Genomic DNA, 15522 nt, shown 5'->3' with positions numbered 1-15522 from the left:
TTATTGATTTAATTTAAAAGGAATGTTAATTATTACCTTTTCCCAAGCAAGAGAAATAGTCCCTTCTGTTTCACTTAACTTATTTATTTTATATTCTAAATGCTCCATAATTTTATCTGAAATAATTGGTGTTACTTTAAACCTTATTACATCATCTTTTTCATTGTAATCATCTTTTCCATGCTGATTCCAATTTTTATTAATCATTATAGTCCAATCTTCTTTTGAAGGAATTGTAAAAAATCCATATTTACCTGCAGGAAGTTCTTTTCCATCAATGGTTAAATCTTTACTAGTTTGTAGCCAAGTAGCCATATGTGCACCTGCTTGCCAAACATTATCGTAACCAACTAATCCACCAAAAATGATTCGTCCCCTAACTCCAGGCGATGAATAATCTATATGAATATGTGCATCACCGACCATGGTCATAGTTGAAGTATGCGGACTTAATACTTTTTTTAATGACTTCGATGAAGTTTCAGTTTTTGGTTGCTTTAGAATTGTTTCGGTTTCTTTTGTTTCTTGCTTACAAGACACAAAAAGAAACGTGCAGAATAATAGGATAAAAAGAATACATGGTCTCATCTGGTTTTATTTTTTATTTCTTGAAGAAGAATGTGTTTTAATTATTTTCCATTCATCATCCATTTTCTTTAAAATGGAAGTTGCTACCCCTTTTTTCTTAATAGTTCGAGAAATACCCTTATCATCTGGATTTAAGACAATAGTATAGATATAAGTTTCTGTAGTAAATGCATAGGGTACATCTACTTTCACATCAATCTCATAATCTGAAAATGTAAAACTTTTAAAGTGGCCTAATTCTGGCCCTAAATGATGTTCGATGTAGTGACTGTAAGTTCCTTCTACTCCTCCAGATTCATAAATTTTAGAATCTTTTGTAAACAATTCGAATGTTCCTTCGGTGGTAAGGTTTTGTAGTGCATCTTTATAAACTTTCATTACCGAAATAACGGCATCTACATCGGTTTGATTTTTTACTTCTTGCCCATTCATGACGCTTACAACTGTAAAACATAATATCATGGTAGTCATTAATTTAAGTGCTTTCATAATTATAATTATTAAATGAGTTATTTATATATGTGTATTCTATTAATATTGGCAATACCAAAAACCAAAACAAAAAAGCTCAATAGGATTTCTAGTATTACAATTATTTTTCCTGAAACAGAAACAGGTACGATATCACCAAAACCAACTGATGAAAATGTGATCAAACTGAAATACATAAACTCAAAAAATTGCATAAAAAAGGAGTCATTAAACGATGTGGCAGATTTAAAGCTTTCAGAATTTAGCACGTACAAGGCTTGATAATCAGCTGAAAAAGAAAAAATAATCAAAACAATTAATACAGTAAATAATGTTAAAATATGTGTAAGTTGATGACTTTCTCCTATTATCATACTTAACTGTAGAAAAGTGAGTCTAATAATAACAATGGTTTTGAGTAAAGCCAATCCAACAATTAAAAGTTGTAGAAACAAGCTATCAGGATTTTCATTGACCCATAGTCCATAACTTAATGACAATACAGTGACTATGCTTGTGGTGAACAATACTTTTTTAAAGAGCTGCTCATAAAAACTAGTACTTTCAGGTGTTTTTGCCATATCTTCCTTATTCACTTTTATTAATCTTTTAATCAAATAATTGAAGTACTAATGCACCACCAATTATTATTAACAGTATTACATAGATTAAATAGTTGAACCATTTTTTAACAATAGATTTTTCTGCTTTTTGATGGCATCCGTCTTTGCAACAATCTTTCATAGTTCTACTTTATTTAAATCAAATAGTTGTTTTACGAATTATTATTTTACTTTTAAATCGTACTTGAAAATGAGAGTCGGAATTTATCTATCAATCAAAAACAAATTCTTCTCTCAAAATCAAGTACTTTTCAAAAAATTCCTCCTTTTCAAAAGTTTGTATTTCACCCAACAAAGAAGACAAGTATTACTCTACTTTCTTATACAGGCTTCTATTAGTCAAATCAACTTTATTTTCAATTACTTTGTGCCCGTACGGGAAGGAACTAACTCTAACTATACATTGTATTCCTTCCCGAGACAGGACTTTTGCTATTCCGAAGTCTAATACCTTCCTATCTACTGTTAACTAACAAACCAGTATGATAGAATGGCTCCTATAGAGTTTCTATTGAATAGTCTTTTGTACTTTACCACATTTTAGCATTCGACTTCCGTAATACGGATTTCTCACCTCTTGTTTTGTACTTAACCAAGCGCTGCCCTTATCATACATTGGGCAAAACTGCTGGTAAAGCGTATTCTTGGTACCAGCTATAGCAACCATATCTGTTATGTCTTTACTTAATGTCTTAAAATGTTCTCTTTGATGACCTATTTCACTTTTTGAAATATGCTCCGCGTGTTCTATAGCATCTTCAATGATATCTGTCAACTCTTTTTGTTCAGCTGAAGTATAATTTGACTTATTAAATGCTTTTAATGATAATGCTAATTTAGAGCCTACTGTAGCTGCTTTTTTAGAATCATCAGCTACCAATGCATCCTTTAAGTTGAAATAATCACTTAAAATCGCTTCAAATTTTATATCACTTTTCTTATTCATCATTTTACTGTGCTTCATTCCATCATTGTGCTCACTCTTTTTTTCCTTCTTACCATGGTCATGATTATGTTGTGCATTGGTTAAAGAAACTGTCATCAATAGCATTATTGCTATACTCATTTTTAAATTTTTCATCTTTTTAATTTTTAAATTATTTATAAACTATCTTTTAATTGTGTTATCCAACTGATTATCTCTTCTTTCTCGGCTTCTGAAAACTTTGCATCTTTATGAATCAAAGTGTAAGAATCTAAAGGCATTTCACCACTTTCAATCTGTTTAATAATAGACCTTAGTTTACTTACTTTTCTTCGATTTGAAAGAGAATCCCACTCATTAAAGTTTAACTCTGCTTTTCCCTCTTCAATATGGTCTTCTAGAAACCAAGCTATTGGCTGAATTTTATTGTACCAAGGATATTTTGTGTTGTTACTGTGACAATCATAGCACGAGACTTGTAACTTATCCTTAATACCATTAGGGACGTCATTAACCAACATAAAGTCAGTTCTCGGAATACTATTACTTTGATTAAGGCCTACAGGTATAAACTGTATGCCCACAAAGACCACTAACAAGATTATTGCTATGATTTTTACTAGTTTCATTTAATTAATTTCTTTTTGAACTTTACCGCATTTTAACATTTTACTACCGTAATATGGGTTTTTAACATCCTTACTCATACTCAACCAAGCACTACCACCATCATACATCGGACAAAACTGCTGGTACAATGTGTTTTTTGTCCCGGTAATGGCAACAATATCGGTGACATCTTTACTTAACACCTTAAAATGCTCTCTCTGGTGTGCTATATCACTTTCTGAAATATGCTCTGCGTGCTCTACTGCATCCTCTATGATATCTTTTAAGTCTGTCTTTTGTTTATCTGAATAGTTTGATAATATTTCAAGACTCGCTAAAGATTTTGCTAAGGTTGCACCAAGCTCTTTAGCTTTTGAATTATCATCTGCTACTAAAGCATCTTTAAGATTGAAATAATCATTTAAAACAGTTTCTGAACTACCATTCCCATTCATTGTCATTTCTTTTTTATCCGCATCATGGTGTCCATCACTATTATCGTGATTCATTTTTGAATGGTCTTCATCTGCATTCATTTCTGAATGGTGACCGGTAGAATTGTTTTTATCTGTTTTTGCATCTTTACAAGACACTACTGTTAAGGTTACAAATGCTATTGTAACTATTCCTAATACTAATTTTAATTTGCTCATTTTGTTTTTGATTTAATTATTATGATATACTTTAATTTTATTAAAATCTTGCTAAAAGACCACCACCCCAACCGTATCGGTTATTGTAGTTACCTTGAATTGAAAAATTACGTGAGAGGATGTATGAAAGACCTACCAACCATTGGGTTTCACTTTCAAAGGATTTATTATCCTCTAAATCATTGACCCATCCAAAGTCTGCTCTATATTCGTATTCGCCTTCCAGAAAAATTCTTGGAAAAATCAATAACTCCCTATCCAGACGTATTCTTGGGCGTAGCTGATTATCCATACTCACATCTACATTGAACCTGTAAGGTGTAAAGTACTTTACACCAATAAGACCAACTGTGTTGAACTTATTATAGGAGTCAGGCACTTCGGTTTCGAGATTAACACCTACATAGAGACGTACCCAATCATTGAGATATCTATTGTAATTTACTTCGGCTTCGAGATTTTGATTGTAATCGAACTCTGTTCTTAATCCAAATTCGTTACGGATATTACTAGAGGTTAAAAAAAGCTCATTGAAGTTTGACCCAGCACGAGCCAATCCCCACGAATAATAAAGATCTGTTTCATCTACTAGTTTTTGCGCAGGAAATTCTTTCATCCTATCGTCTCTTGGCGTATCATAACTAAATACCCTAGCCATACCTCCCATCATATGATATAGCACATGACAATGAAAAATCCAGTCACCAACTTCTTCATTATAAAATTCTATAACCACTTTTTGCATCGGTGGTACATTAACAGTATGTTTTAATGGCGAACGTTCTCCATTTTTATTTATCACTCTAAAGTAATGTCCGTGAAGGTGCATTGGGTGATGCATCATTGTTAGATTGTTCAATGTTATTCTAGTAACCTCACCGCCTTTAATTTTAATATTATCTATTTCTGACAATGGTACTCCATTCATACTCCAAACATAGCGTTGCATATTTCCAGTCAGGTTCAACAAAATGTCGTTTACGGGTAAGTTAGCTTTGAATGTGGTATTTTCCTTTGCCCTCAAAAAATCATAATTGAAATAGGCTTTACGTGTGCTGTAATCAAAAGACGCGGTATCTTTCTGCATCGTTGACATATCGTGACCCATATGGTCATTTGTCTTCGTTTCCATTGGATTGCCCATTTTACTATCTTTCATATTCATTTGTCCGTCCTTCATATCCATCTTCATTCCATACTTTTGCATTAATAACTCTGGTGTTTTCTTCTTTTGATTTCCTATTATCGCAGGCGCTCCCATCTTCATGTCCATTTTTGCCATTTGCTTCATCATTTCGACTTTGTTGGGTCTATCGATTACCGTCGCAGAAAAAAGTTCTCCATTTCCTAAGCGAATTGAAGTATTACCAGAACCATCCTGAGCTGTAGCAACAATTTCTATAGCTCCTTTTGGGATAGTGATTATTACATCATACGTTTCGGCTATGCCAAATAGAAATCGGCTTTTGGATACCGGTTGTACGTCAATACCATCACTAGATACCACCATCGGGTTTCCGCCACCAAAATCCAACCAATAATAGGTAGAGGCCGATGCGTTGATGAAGCGAAGACGTACTTTTTCACCTGGCTTGAATTCTGGATACTCCGCCATTTTTTTACCGTTGGACAAAAATGTGGGATAATAAATATCTGAAATATCTGCTCCTTCCATACGATCTCTCCAAAACTTGAATTGTGCTCCTAATGCCCCTTCTTTAATTACTCTACTTAATGGTACTGATGTTCCTTTCTTTACCTGATACCAGTCATTACCTCTTTTTAGATTCCTTAAAACATTCAATGGTTTTTCATCGGTCCAATCTGATAACATCACGACCAAATCTTTATCATATTCCAAGGTTTTTTCTTTTGGGTGAATGATAATAGACCCATAAACCCCCTTTTGCTCTTGTAACATCGTATGGGAATGATACCAATATGTACCCGATTGGTTGATTGGAATTCTATATTGAAAAGTGGTTCCTGGTTCAATTGGTGGCGTATTTAGATATGGAACGCCATCGTAAAAATTTGGAAGGATTAAGCCATGCCAATGTACTGATGTTTCTTCATCCATTTTATTGGTTACATTAATGATTGCAAGATCACCTTCCTCAAATTCCAAAACGGGCCCAGGAATACTTCCGTTTATCGTCATGGCTTTTGCAGTAACATCCCCAAGTGTCATTTTATTTTCTTCAATGGTAAGGTTGTACTCCTTAACAGGTCTACCTTCTTCTTTTCTATCTTTTCCGTTTGTGCCTACTTGAGCAAAAGTGACAGGAGTAAATAGTAATAATATGATTATATTTATTGTCTTCATTTCTATTGTGTTAAGTAATTAATCAAAGCATATTGCACATAATACCCTTTAATAGATTCAATAAGATTTATTTGAAATTTTAACTGTAACTCTTGAACATCTAATACGTCATTGAAATCTATAGTTCCTGTTTCATAGTTTTTAATCAGGATTTCTTCAGCATCATTCGCTTGCTTTAAATTGTCTGATTGAATATTGAATTTTATTCTCGCATTCGTTCGATTGTATTTTGCATCTGCTAATAATGTTTCTAGTTTATTTAGCCTATCTTCTTTTTGGGACTGTATTTGTAACTGCTTCAATCGATTCTGTTTTGTTATAGACTTATACTTATTGTTGAAAATTGGAATAGAAATGGAAACCATAGGCATTACAATATCCTTTCCGTTGTCAATAAAACTCATATCTGGTCGCTCTGAAACTGGTACGTAATCTAACCCAAAACCAATATTAGGAGCACTTTCTTTCTGGTTTAACAATTCTGATTGCTCAATCGATTCGTACAACTTGTCATACTTTAACAATTCAGGATTTAATTGAAGAGTTTCGACTGATATTAATGCATCCTCATCTGGAAGAAACATGTCGTCAACAACAATTACCGCAATAGTTTCATCACGATTTAAGAGATTGTTGAAGGCCACTTGTTCAGCAAGATAATCTTGCTCCAACACATCTTTTTTCTGTAAAAGCTCATTTTGTCTTATTTGAAGACGCAATACATCTACTGCCGATGCCTTACCAACTTCTACCGAAGTTAATGCCAAACGCTCATAAGTTTCTAAAAGCTTAATATTCTTATCTAAAACATGTTGTTTTGCTCTAATGGCGTATAGCTTGTAATAAGATTGAGATACAGCTAGAGTAAGTTTTCTTTTTGCTATCTCTATATCTACAAACTGAGCTTCTGCCATTGAACTGGCATAATTTTCTCTAGCTGTAATGGTTCCAAACCAAGGTAACATCTGCTTAACTGAAAAACGTGCACGTTGCGCTCCTGTGCGAGTTTCAGGCTCACTTACAAAATAGCCAGCACTTATTTGAGTATCTGGTAAAGTATTGACTTCATTAACTTTTTCTTCTGCTATGTTATAGCGCAACTCGAAAGTTTGAATTTCGGGGTTATTTTCTTGAGCCTCCTTAATATAGGTTGCTAAGTCTTGTGCATTTCCTTCCGCTAAAGCGAAAAAAGCGATTCCTATTAATATTATATATCTCATTTTGTAGCTCGTTTTAATTGAAGTTCATGTTTTAAACTAAATAATACCGGCACAACAAATAAGGTTACCAAAGCAATGAGCATTCCTCCAAAAGATGGGATTGCCATTGGTATCATTATATCACTACCTCGACCCGTTGAAGTGAGCACAGGCAATAAAGCAAGAATGGTTGTCGCCGTTGTCATTAAACAAGGGCGGATACGTTTTTCTCCAGCCTCAATTACCGACGCTCTAATTCCTTTCCTGTCTTTAGGTTTATTTTTATCAAAAGTCTGCGTTAAGTAAGTTGCCATTACAACCCCGTCATCTGTAGCAATACCAAACAATGCAATGAATCCAACCCAAACGGCCACACTCAAGTTTATGGTATGCATTTGGAATAAATCACGTAAGTTTTCTCCAAAGAAGTTAAAGTTTAAAAACCAATCTTGACCGTAAAACCAAATCATTAAAAAACCACCGGCAAACGCTACGGCAATTCCTGTAAATACCATAAGTGATGTTGCTATGGAACGAAACTGAAAATAAAGAATGAGAAATATAATGAGTAATGCTAGTGGCACAACTACACTAAGTGTTTTTTCTGCCCTTAATTGATTTTCATAAGTTCCTGTAAATTGATAGTTTATACCTTTAGGAACAATAAGTTCTCCATTATCAATTTTAGACTGAATAAGAGCTTGTGCATTCTCTACTACATCTACTTCTGCAAATCCATCCAGTTTATCAAAAAGTACATAACCCACTAAAAAAGTATCTTCACTCTTTATTACTTGTGGTCCTTGTTCGTATCTAATCGTTACTAATTCGCTTAATGGTACAGGAGTTCCTTTTTCTACAGGAACATAGATGTCTTTTAAATCATTCGGGTTGGCTCGTAGTTCTCTTGGATAACGTACACGAATGCCATATCGCTCTCTACCTTCAACAGTTTGTGTAAGTACCATACCTCCTATGGACACTTGTATGACCTGTTGCACTTGCTGTATAGAAATCCCATAACGGGCGAGTCTGTCTCGTTCAATATCTAATAAAAGGTATGGTTTGCCTACAATTCGATCTGCAAAAACGGCTTCTTCCTTTACTCCTTCAGCCTGTTTTAAAATGTCTTCTAGTTGAACACCAAAAGCTTCAATCTCATTTAAATCTTGACCTTTCACCTTAATACCCATAGGCGCACGCATTCCTGTTTGAAGCATAACCAAACGCGTTTCAATAGGTTGTAATTTTGGTGCTGAAGTAACTCCCGGCAGTTTTGTTACCTTTACAATTTCTTTCCAAATATCGTCTGGGGATTCAATTTCTGGTCGCCAGTTTCTAAAATATTCTCCATCATTATCTGGTATTAGTATTTTGGAGTCGACCTGATAAAATTCCTTTTTTATTTGACCTTTATCTTTAGACTGATCATCAATATCATTATTTGGATTAATAACCAGAGAACCATCCTTAAGAACAAATAAGCCATCTTCATTTACCTTGAATTTTTGTCGCTCTCTAGCTTCATCCAAAATATATTCCGGCTTGTAAAGAATTACATTCTCATACATTGAAAGTGGAGCAGGATCCAATGCAGACTCAGTTCGTCCAGATTTACCAACCACGGTTTCAATTTCAGGAATACTGGCAACTGCCATATCCAATTGTTGTAAAACACGTTTATTTTCTTCAACCCCTGCATGAGGCATAGATGTTGGCATTAAGAGAAAAGACCCTTCATTGAGTGAAGGCATAAATTCCTTACCTGTGCTACGCATAATCATAACACCAAAAATGACAATGGCTGTAGGTATAGATAGAAATAAGAGTTTATTACGTAGTGCCCAATTTAAAATGCGCACATAATAATGTCTAAATAGTGTAAAAACACCTAGCAAACCAAAACATATCAAGCCTACAAATATTAAGTTCCAGAAAATACTTCTATCCACGCCCAATGGTCTCCAATATTCGGCTAACAAGAATACAATGGCAAAGGCTGAAACAAAAATGTTGATTATATTGGCTCTCTCCACCGAAATTTTCTCTTTAACAGATAATAAACCAACAATACCGAATGCAATCAATATGAACCCTAGATTGAAACCAAAAATAACTGCTGACAGACCAATTATTACCAAGACACCATTAAGAATGTACCTAAAAGAAATTTTCACATTTCGCTTTTTAAAAAAATAGGCTGCAAATGGTGGTATAAGAAATAGTGCTACTATAAGCGATGCCGTGAGTGCTGCAGTTTTTGTAAAAGCCAAAGGCCTAAACAGCTTACCTTCAGCTCCTATCATTGTAAACACTGGGATAAAACTTATTATTGTAGTCATAACCGCAGTAAGAATAGCACCAGACACTTCGGCTGTGGCATTATATACTACTGTATTCATTGGTAAGTTCTGGTCATTTTCATCTATATGGCGTAGCACATTTTCGGAAAGAATAACACCTACATCTACCATTGTACCAATAGCTATGGCGATACCAGATAAAGCTACAATATTGGCATCTACATTAAATAATTTCATTGATATAAAAACCATCAATACAGCCACAGGCAGTAGTCCTGAGATTAATACTGACGCCCTTAAGTTGAAAACCATAATGATAATAACAAAAATGGTTATCAAAATTTCTAGAGTCAATGCTTCATCAAGAGTCCCTAATGTTTCCTGAATGAGTTCAGTTCTATCATAAAAAGGAACAATAGTCAATTGTGATGTCCTTCCGTCACTCAAGGTTTTTGATGGTAAACCAGAACTTAGTTCTTTAATTTTTTCTTTAACATTATTAATAACTGCCATAGGGTTGGCTCCATAGCGAGCAACCACAACACCACCTACAACCTCTGCGCCTTCTTTATCTAAGAGACCTCTTCTTGTTGCAGGACCGTGAGAAACTTTAGCTATATCTTTCAGGCGTATAGAAGTAAAATCTTCTGAGGTGACTACTGCATTTTCTAAGTCGGAAATAGATTTGACATATCCCAAACCTCGAATTAGATATTCTGCCTGATTAATTTCTAATGTTTGCGCACCAACGTCTTGATTACTTTGTTTTACAGCTTTAACAACCTCGTTCAATCCAACTTTATACTGTTTCATCAATTCAGGATTGACATCCACTTGATATTCTAAAACGTAACCACCTATTGATGCTACTTCTGAAACACCACTTGCTGAGGATAGAGCATATTTCACGTAGAAGTCCTGAATACTTCTTAATTCTTGTAAGTCCCAACCACCGGTAACATTTCCGTTTTCATCACGACCCTCTAATGTATACCAGTAAATCTGTCCGAGACCTGTAGCATCAGGACCTAGCGCGGGGTTTACTCCTTCTGGTAATAATCCCGCTGGTAGTGAATTTAATTTTTCTAGTATACGACTTCGACTCCAATAAAATTCTATATCCTCTTCAAAAATGATATAGATGCTCGAAAAACCAAACATTGAGGAACTACGTATGGTTTTTACCCCAGGAATTCCTAACAAGGAAGTAGTAAGTGGATAAGTGATTTGGTCTTCAATATCCTGAGGAGAACGTCCATCCCATTTGGTAAATACGATCTGTTGATTTTCACCAATATCAGGTATGGCGTCTACAGCCACAGGATTACGTGGCATAGAACCAGTATTCCATTCGAAAGGCGCATTTACAACACCCCACGCCACAAATAAGGCTAGTAACAAAACTGCTACTAATTTATTTTCTATTAAAAATTTGATGCTTTTATTTAGCATATAAATGAATTTTAAGTAATTAAAAATTTGGTCTTAAAACAAAAGACAAGCAGTTTAGTCCAAACAAGTTAATGTTGGACTACAGTATTAATTACTTAAAAATCAAATAAGAAAAGTTTGGTCTAAAATTTGAACGTCCCTGACCAAAGGAGGAGGAGAATAATTTTTAAAAGCAATATTTTCCGTTTGTTGTTCTGCAAACAGATTTATGTATGAATAGATGAAAGCAGCAACTAATAGCTGTTGCTCCTTATCTAATTTGTCTAAAGAAATTTTCAAATCATCTTGACCATCAACAACCAACTGCTCATCACTACAACAGTCTTTCTTACTGATATCACACTCTTTTGAAGATGTTTTTTGTTGAGTTTCCATACCACAAGACTCAACTTTACCAAGCACCGAAGTATCTATTAAAACATCACCACAATAGTGACTTTCTATAGTAAAAGACATTGTAGACAGGAACACTAAAAGCCCCATACAAAAGGATACTATTTTATAAAAATAATGCTTCATTGGTAATGCAAAGCTACAAAAAAATCATCATATTAATTTTGTTTAACAAAATTTTCAGAAATGATTTTGGATTTAAATCTTGAATATTGAATAATTAACTTTTGAAATATTGCATACCTGCTGCAATAATTGAATAGTAAATTTGGTTAAAAAAATTATTAAGAATAATTCTAAATAAAGTTGGTGTTTTAAAATTAGGAAATTACATTTGTCGCTATTTAAATTAATTCTAAATAATACATTAAATGAAAATCACAACACATTTACTTATTCTGATATTTACAACTACAATAGCTGTAGCTCAGACAAACCCACAAGAAAAAGACTCCATCCAACTAAAAACTGAATTCCTTGAAGAAGTTGTTATCTCAGGTAATGCACTACTTGGAAGCAAGTTTGAAGCTCGAAACAAAACAGGATCCGCAAGCTATATCTCACAAAAAGATTTAAAAAAATTCTCCTACACCAATATTAATAGGATTCTGCAGACCATTCCCGGGATAAATATTTATGAAGAAGATGGATTTGGACTGCGTCCAAATATTAGTTTGCGTGGCACCTCCCCAGAGCGTAGTTCCAAAATCAACTTGATGGAAGATGGAATTCTCATAGCACCTGCTCCCTATAGTGCTCCAGCAGCATATTACTTCCCAACTATAGGTAGAATGGAGTCTGTAGAGGTATTAAAAGGTAGTAGTCAAATACAATACGGCCCCAATACTACAGGTGGTGCTATAAACATGATTTCAACCCAGATTCCTAATAAATTCACAGGAAAAGCTTCAATTTCTGCAGGAAATTTTAATTCAAGAAACACTCAAGTCGTTATCGGTAACAGTTTTAACAATTTTGGATTTGTTAGTGATTATTTTAACTATAATTCGGATGGCTTCAAAGGTTTAGACGGCGGTGGCAATACTGGGTTTGACAAATCTGATTATTCTGCTAAATTTAGACTTAACACTAATTTAGACGCCAAGACCTATCAAGCATTAACACTTAAAATCCAGTATTCCGAAGAAAAGGCAAATGAAACATACCTAGGTCTAACAGATGAAGATTTTAAAAACAACCCATTTAGAAGGTATAGAGCTTCTAGCAAAGACGTAATGAATGGAAAACACCAACAGTATCAACTTACCCATTTTATACGTGTTTCACCATTCATCAACATAAGAACTACGGGATATATTAATAAATTCAAGAGAAATTGGTATAAACTAGATGATGTCAATTTAGGTGAACGCATAAGCATTGGCAAAGTTTTATCTGCACCAGAAAATTTTCCTTCCGAATATCAAACCCTCCTAGGTAATGCAGATACTCAGCCCGATGTTTTAGGTATCAAAGCCAACAATAGAGTCTATACTTCTACCGGGATTCAATCCGTAGCAACAATAAAATGGGGGACAGAATGGTTGCAAAACATGGAGATAGGAATACGATATCATGAAGATGAAGAAGATCGATTTCAATGGGTAGACAGATATGCTTTTCAAAACAATGAATTAATCCGTACCACCGTAGCCAATAAAGGATCCAATTCGAATCGCATTAGTGATGCAAAAGCCCTAGCTGCTCATTTGTTATATACTGCCAAAATCGAAAAATTAACCCTCACACCAGGCTTACGTTATGAAAATATAGTACTTACCAGAACCGACTACGGTACTAGTGACCCATTAAGAATAGGGCAAGATTTATCGATTCGACAAAACTCAATAGATATATGGATTCCAGGAATAGGAGCCAATTACAAATTCAACAACTACCTATCAATATTTGGGGGTGTACATAAAGGCTTTTCACCGCCAAGTAACACACCTGAACAAAAGGCTGAACAGAGCATAAATTATGAACTTGGTACCCGCTTTAATTTCAAAGGAATTAAAGGGGAGTTCGTTGGTTTTTACAATGATTACAAAAATTTGCTTGGAAGTGACCTAGCTGCTTCAGGTGGAACAGGGAGTTTAGACCAATTTAATGCTGGTGAAGTTAGGGTGAGTGGTATCGAATTTCTGGTTAACTATAATCTATTACGTAATACAACTAAAAAATTCACATTACCCATCTCATTCTCGTATACGCTGACGGATACCAAGTTTTTGACAAGTTTTGATAGCAGTGAAGATATTTATGGTATAGTTACAGCTGGAGATGAAATACCATACATTGCCAAACATCAATTAAACGCAACCATAGGAATGCAGCATAAAAAATTTGATCTTAATTTTAATTCGAGATATACCAGCGCATTTAGAACTACAGCAGGCTCTGGATCAATTCCGAAAGAATTTAAAGTAAGTTCAAATTTGGTAGTAGATGTATCTGCTCGTTATTTTCTTGATAGCAAATTTACATTATCAGCTAATATTATCAATTTATTTAATACTACTTACGCTGTATCACGAGTGCCAGCAGGCTTACGACCAGGACATCCATTTGGTATTAACTTTGGTTTAACCTATGAGTTTTAGAATAGAAAACAAGAACTGATAAAAGTCATTTTTCAATACACACTTTAAATTTATCTTTGTACATGTGTTGATTGACTTAAAACTAATGAAGCACTTATAACAAACACCTTAAGAGAGCAATTACACTTTATCTTAGATGTTAAAAAAATTATTACCTTTACAGTGTGAAAACATTTTTTACTAAAATATTGTCTTTCTTTTTAGCAGCATTTATACTGCTATCAACCACATCTTTCGCAGTAAATATGCATTTTTGCTGTGATGATTTAGTAGATATGGCTTTTTTTAGTAAAGCACAAACCTGTAAGGAAAAAGTTCAAAAAGAAGATCGTTCTTTAAAAAAATGCACCTCTTTACAGGAAAAAGAGTGTTGTGACAATCAGACTGTTCTTATAGAAGCAGCTAGTGATAGCTTCAAAAAATCAACTACAGTTCTAGAAGTTGATAATTTAGTTTTCTTAAAAACATTTATTTATTCCTACATCAACCTTTTTGAAGGACTAGATAAAAACATGGTTCCTTTTAAGGACTATGTCCCTCCCTTGTTTTCCAAGGATATATATATTCTACACGAGACTTACTTAATTTGATTTTCTACATCGCAGTAAAAACCCTTTTACTGCACAATTAATTATAGTCAAAGCATAGCTTAGGCTATAAACTGTTGTACCCAATTTCCAACAACATTATTTACGCATTATGCAGTAAGCATGCATTTACAGAATTAGTTATTGAGTGACATCTTAATAACAATACCTTTTTAATTATGATACAGCCAAAAGAATTTTGGATTAAAAACATGGTATGTAGTCGTTGCTTAAAAGTAATAAAGCAAGAGCTACAAGAATTAGGAATAACTGTCCTTTCTTTAGAACTAGGGAGACTTTTAGTAGAAGCACCTGGAATAAGCGATACACAAATTAACCAAGATGTCGCTAAAGTACTTCATGCAAATAACTTTGAGATTGTTAAAAGTGAAGAAGATATGCTGGTTGAAAGAATAAAAATTATTCTTATTGAACAACTTGTTGAACTTCCATTAACCTTAAAGGTTAAGACTTCGGAACATTTATCATCAACCCTTCATCGAGACTATAAAACATTGAGCAAACTGTTCTCATCTAAGGAAAAGACCACTATTGAAAAGTACTTTATACGATTAAAAATCGAAAAAGTTAAAGAACTCATTCAACTTAAACAACATTCCTTTTCTGACATAGGTTACTTATTAGATTACAGTAGTGTAAATCACTTATCTAGGCAGTTTAAAGATGTGGTTGGAATGAGTATGACAGATTATAAAAACACAGAAAATTGGAAGCGAAATAATTACGATGAAATTATATAGATAAAAAAGAAAGTTATGCAGATAAAAAC

14 protein-coding genes are annotated in these 15522 nt (G+C 34.0%); 3 read left to right on the top strand and 11 right to left on the bottom strand.

Going from position 1 to position 15522, the window contains the following annotated elements:
* The 11 genes from MHM83_RS05040 to MHM83_RS04995 form a co-directional block, all read right to left on the bottom strand.
* Positions 1–588: a DUF2911 domain-containing protein gene (locus MHM83_RS05040; protein WP_159612781.1), complete on the bottom strand. Its 588-nt coding sequence runs from the start codon at positions 586–588 to the stop codon at positions 1–3.
* Positions 589–594: 6 nt separating this feature from the next.
* Positions 595–1020, bottom strand: coding sequence for a nuclear transport factor 2 family protein (locus MHM83_RS05035; protein WP_370641903.1), 426 nt, complete (start codon positions 1018–1020; stop codon positions 595–597).
* Positions 1021–1097: 77 nt separating this feature from the next.
* Entirely contained in the window at positions 1098–1655 is a 558-nt protein-coding gene (locus tag MHM83_RS05030) for a potassium channel family protein (protein WP_239178649.1), read from the bottom strand.
* Between the two features lie 13 nt (positions 1656–1668).
* The gene (locus MHM83_RS16155; protein ID WP_255724774.1) at positions 1669–1803 is read right to left on the bottom strand and encodes a hypothetical protein; all 135 of its coding nucleotides are present in this window, start codon (positions 1801–1803) and stop codon (positions 1669–1671) included.
* 387 nt (positions 1804–2190) lie between these two features.
* Positions 2191–2763 (bottom strand): DUF3347 domain-containing protein, encoded by a 573-nt coding sequence (locus tag MHM83_RS05025; protein ID WP_159612787.1) that lies wholly within the window; start codon positions 2761–2763, stop codon positions 2191–2193.
* A 20-nt stretch (positions 2764–2783) separates the two neighbouring features.
* Positions 2784–3236, bottom strand: a complete 453-nt coding sequence (locus MHM83_RS05020) for a heme-binding domain-containing protein (RefSeq protein WP_159612789.1) — start codon at positions 3234–3236, stop codon at positions 2784–2786.
* Positions 3237–3869 (bottom strand): DUF3347 domain-containing protein, encoded by a 633-nt coding sequence (locus tag MHM83_RS05015; protein WP_159612791.1) that lies wholly within the window; start codon positions 3867–3869, stop codon positions 3237–3239.
* A gap of 40 nt (positions 3870–3909) precedes the next feature.
* The gene (locus MHM83_RS05010; protein WP_239178647.1) at positions 3910–6195 is read right to left on the bottom strand and encodes a multicopper oxidase domain-containing protein; all 2286 of its coding nucleotides are present in this window, start codon (positions 6193–6195) and stop codon (positions 3910–3912) included.
* Positions 6196–6197: 2 nt separating this feature from the next.
* Positions 6198–7415 (bottom strand): TolC family protein, encoded by a 1218-nt coding sequence (locus MHM83_RS05005; RefSeq protein ID WP_159612795.1) that lies wholly within the window; start codon positions 7413–7415, stop codon positions 6198–6200.
* Positions 7412–11149, bottom strand: coding sequence for an efflux RND transporter permease subunit (locus MHM83_RS05000; protein WP_159612797.1), 3738 nt, complete (start codon positions 11147–11149; stop codon positions 7412–7414). The genes MHM83_RS05005 and MHM83_RS05000 overlap by 4 nt, the downstream gene beginning before the upstream one ends.
* 102 nt (positions 11150–11251) lie before the next feature.
* Complete coding sequence (locus tag MHM83_RS04995; RefSeq protein ID WP_159612799.1) at positions 11252–11668, bottom strand: HYC_CC_PP family protein; 417 nt, start codon at positions 11666–11668, stop codon at positions 11252–11254.
* Positions 11669–11913: 245 nt separating this feature from the next.
* Here MHM83_RS04995 and MHM83_RS04990 point away from each other — a divergent pair, with 245 nt between their 5' ends.
* From MHM83_RS04990 to MHM83_RS04980, 3 genes are all read left to right on the top strand, one after another.
* Positions 11914–14145, top strand: a complete 2232-nt coding sequence (locus MHM83_RS04990) for a TonB-dependent receptor family protein (protein ID WP_159612801.1) — start codon at positions 11914–11916, stop codon at positions 14143–14145.
* A gap of 164 nt (positions 14146–14309) precedes the next feature.
* A complete protein-coding gene (locus MHM83_RS04985; protein WP_239178642.1) occupies positions 14310–14735 on the top strand; it encodes an HYC_CC_PP family protein in 426 nt (141 codons plus the stop codon).
* 176 nt (positions 14736–14911) lie between these two features.
* Entirely contained in the window at positions 14912–15493 is a 582-nt protein-coding gene (locus MHM83_RS04980) for a helix-turn-helix domain-containing protein (RefSeq protein WP_159612803.1), read from the top strand.
* The last annotated feature ends 29 nt before the right edge of the window (positions 15494–15522 follow it).

This window comes from Tenacibaculum sp. Mcav3-52, from assembly GCF_022347665.1.
Taxonomy (GTDB): Bacteria; Bacteroidota; Bacteroidia; order Flavobacteriales; family Flavobacteriaceae; genus Polaribacter; species Polaribacter mesophilus.
This window is presented reverse-complemented; position numbering and strand designations above follow the sequence as displayed.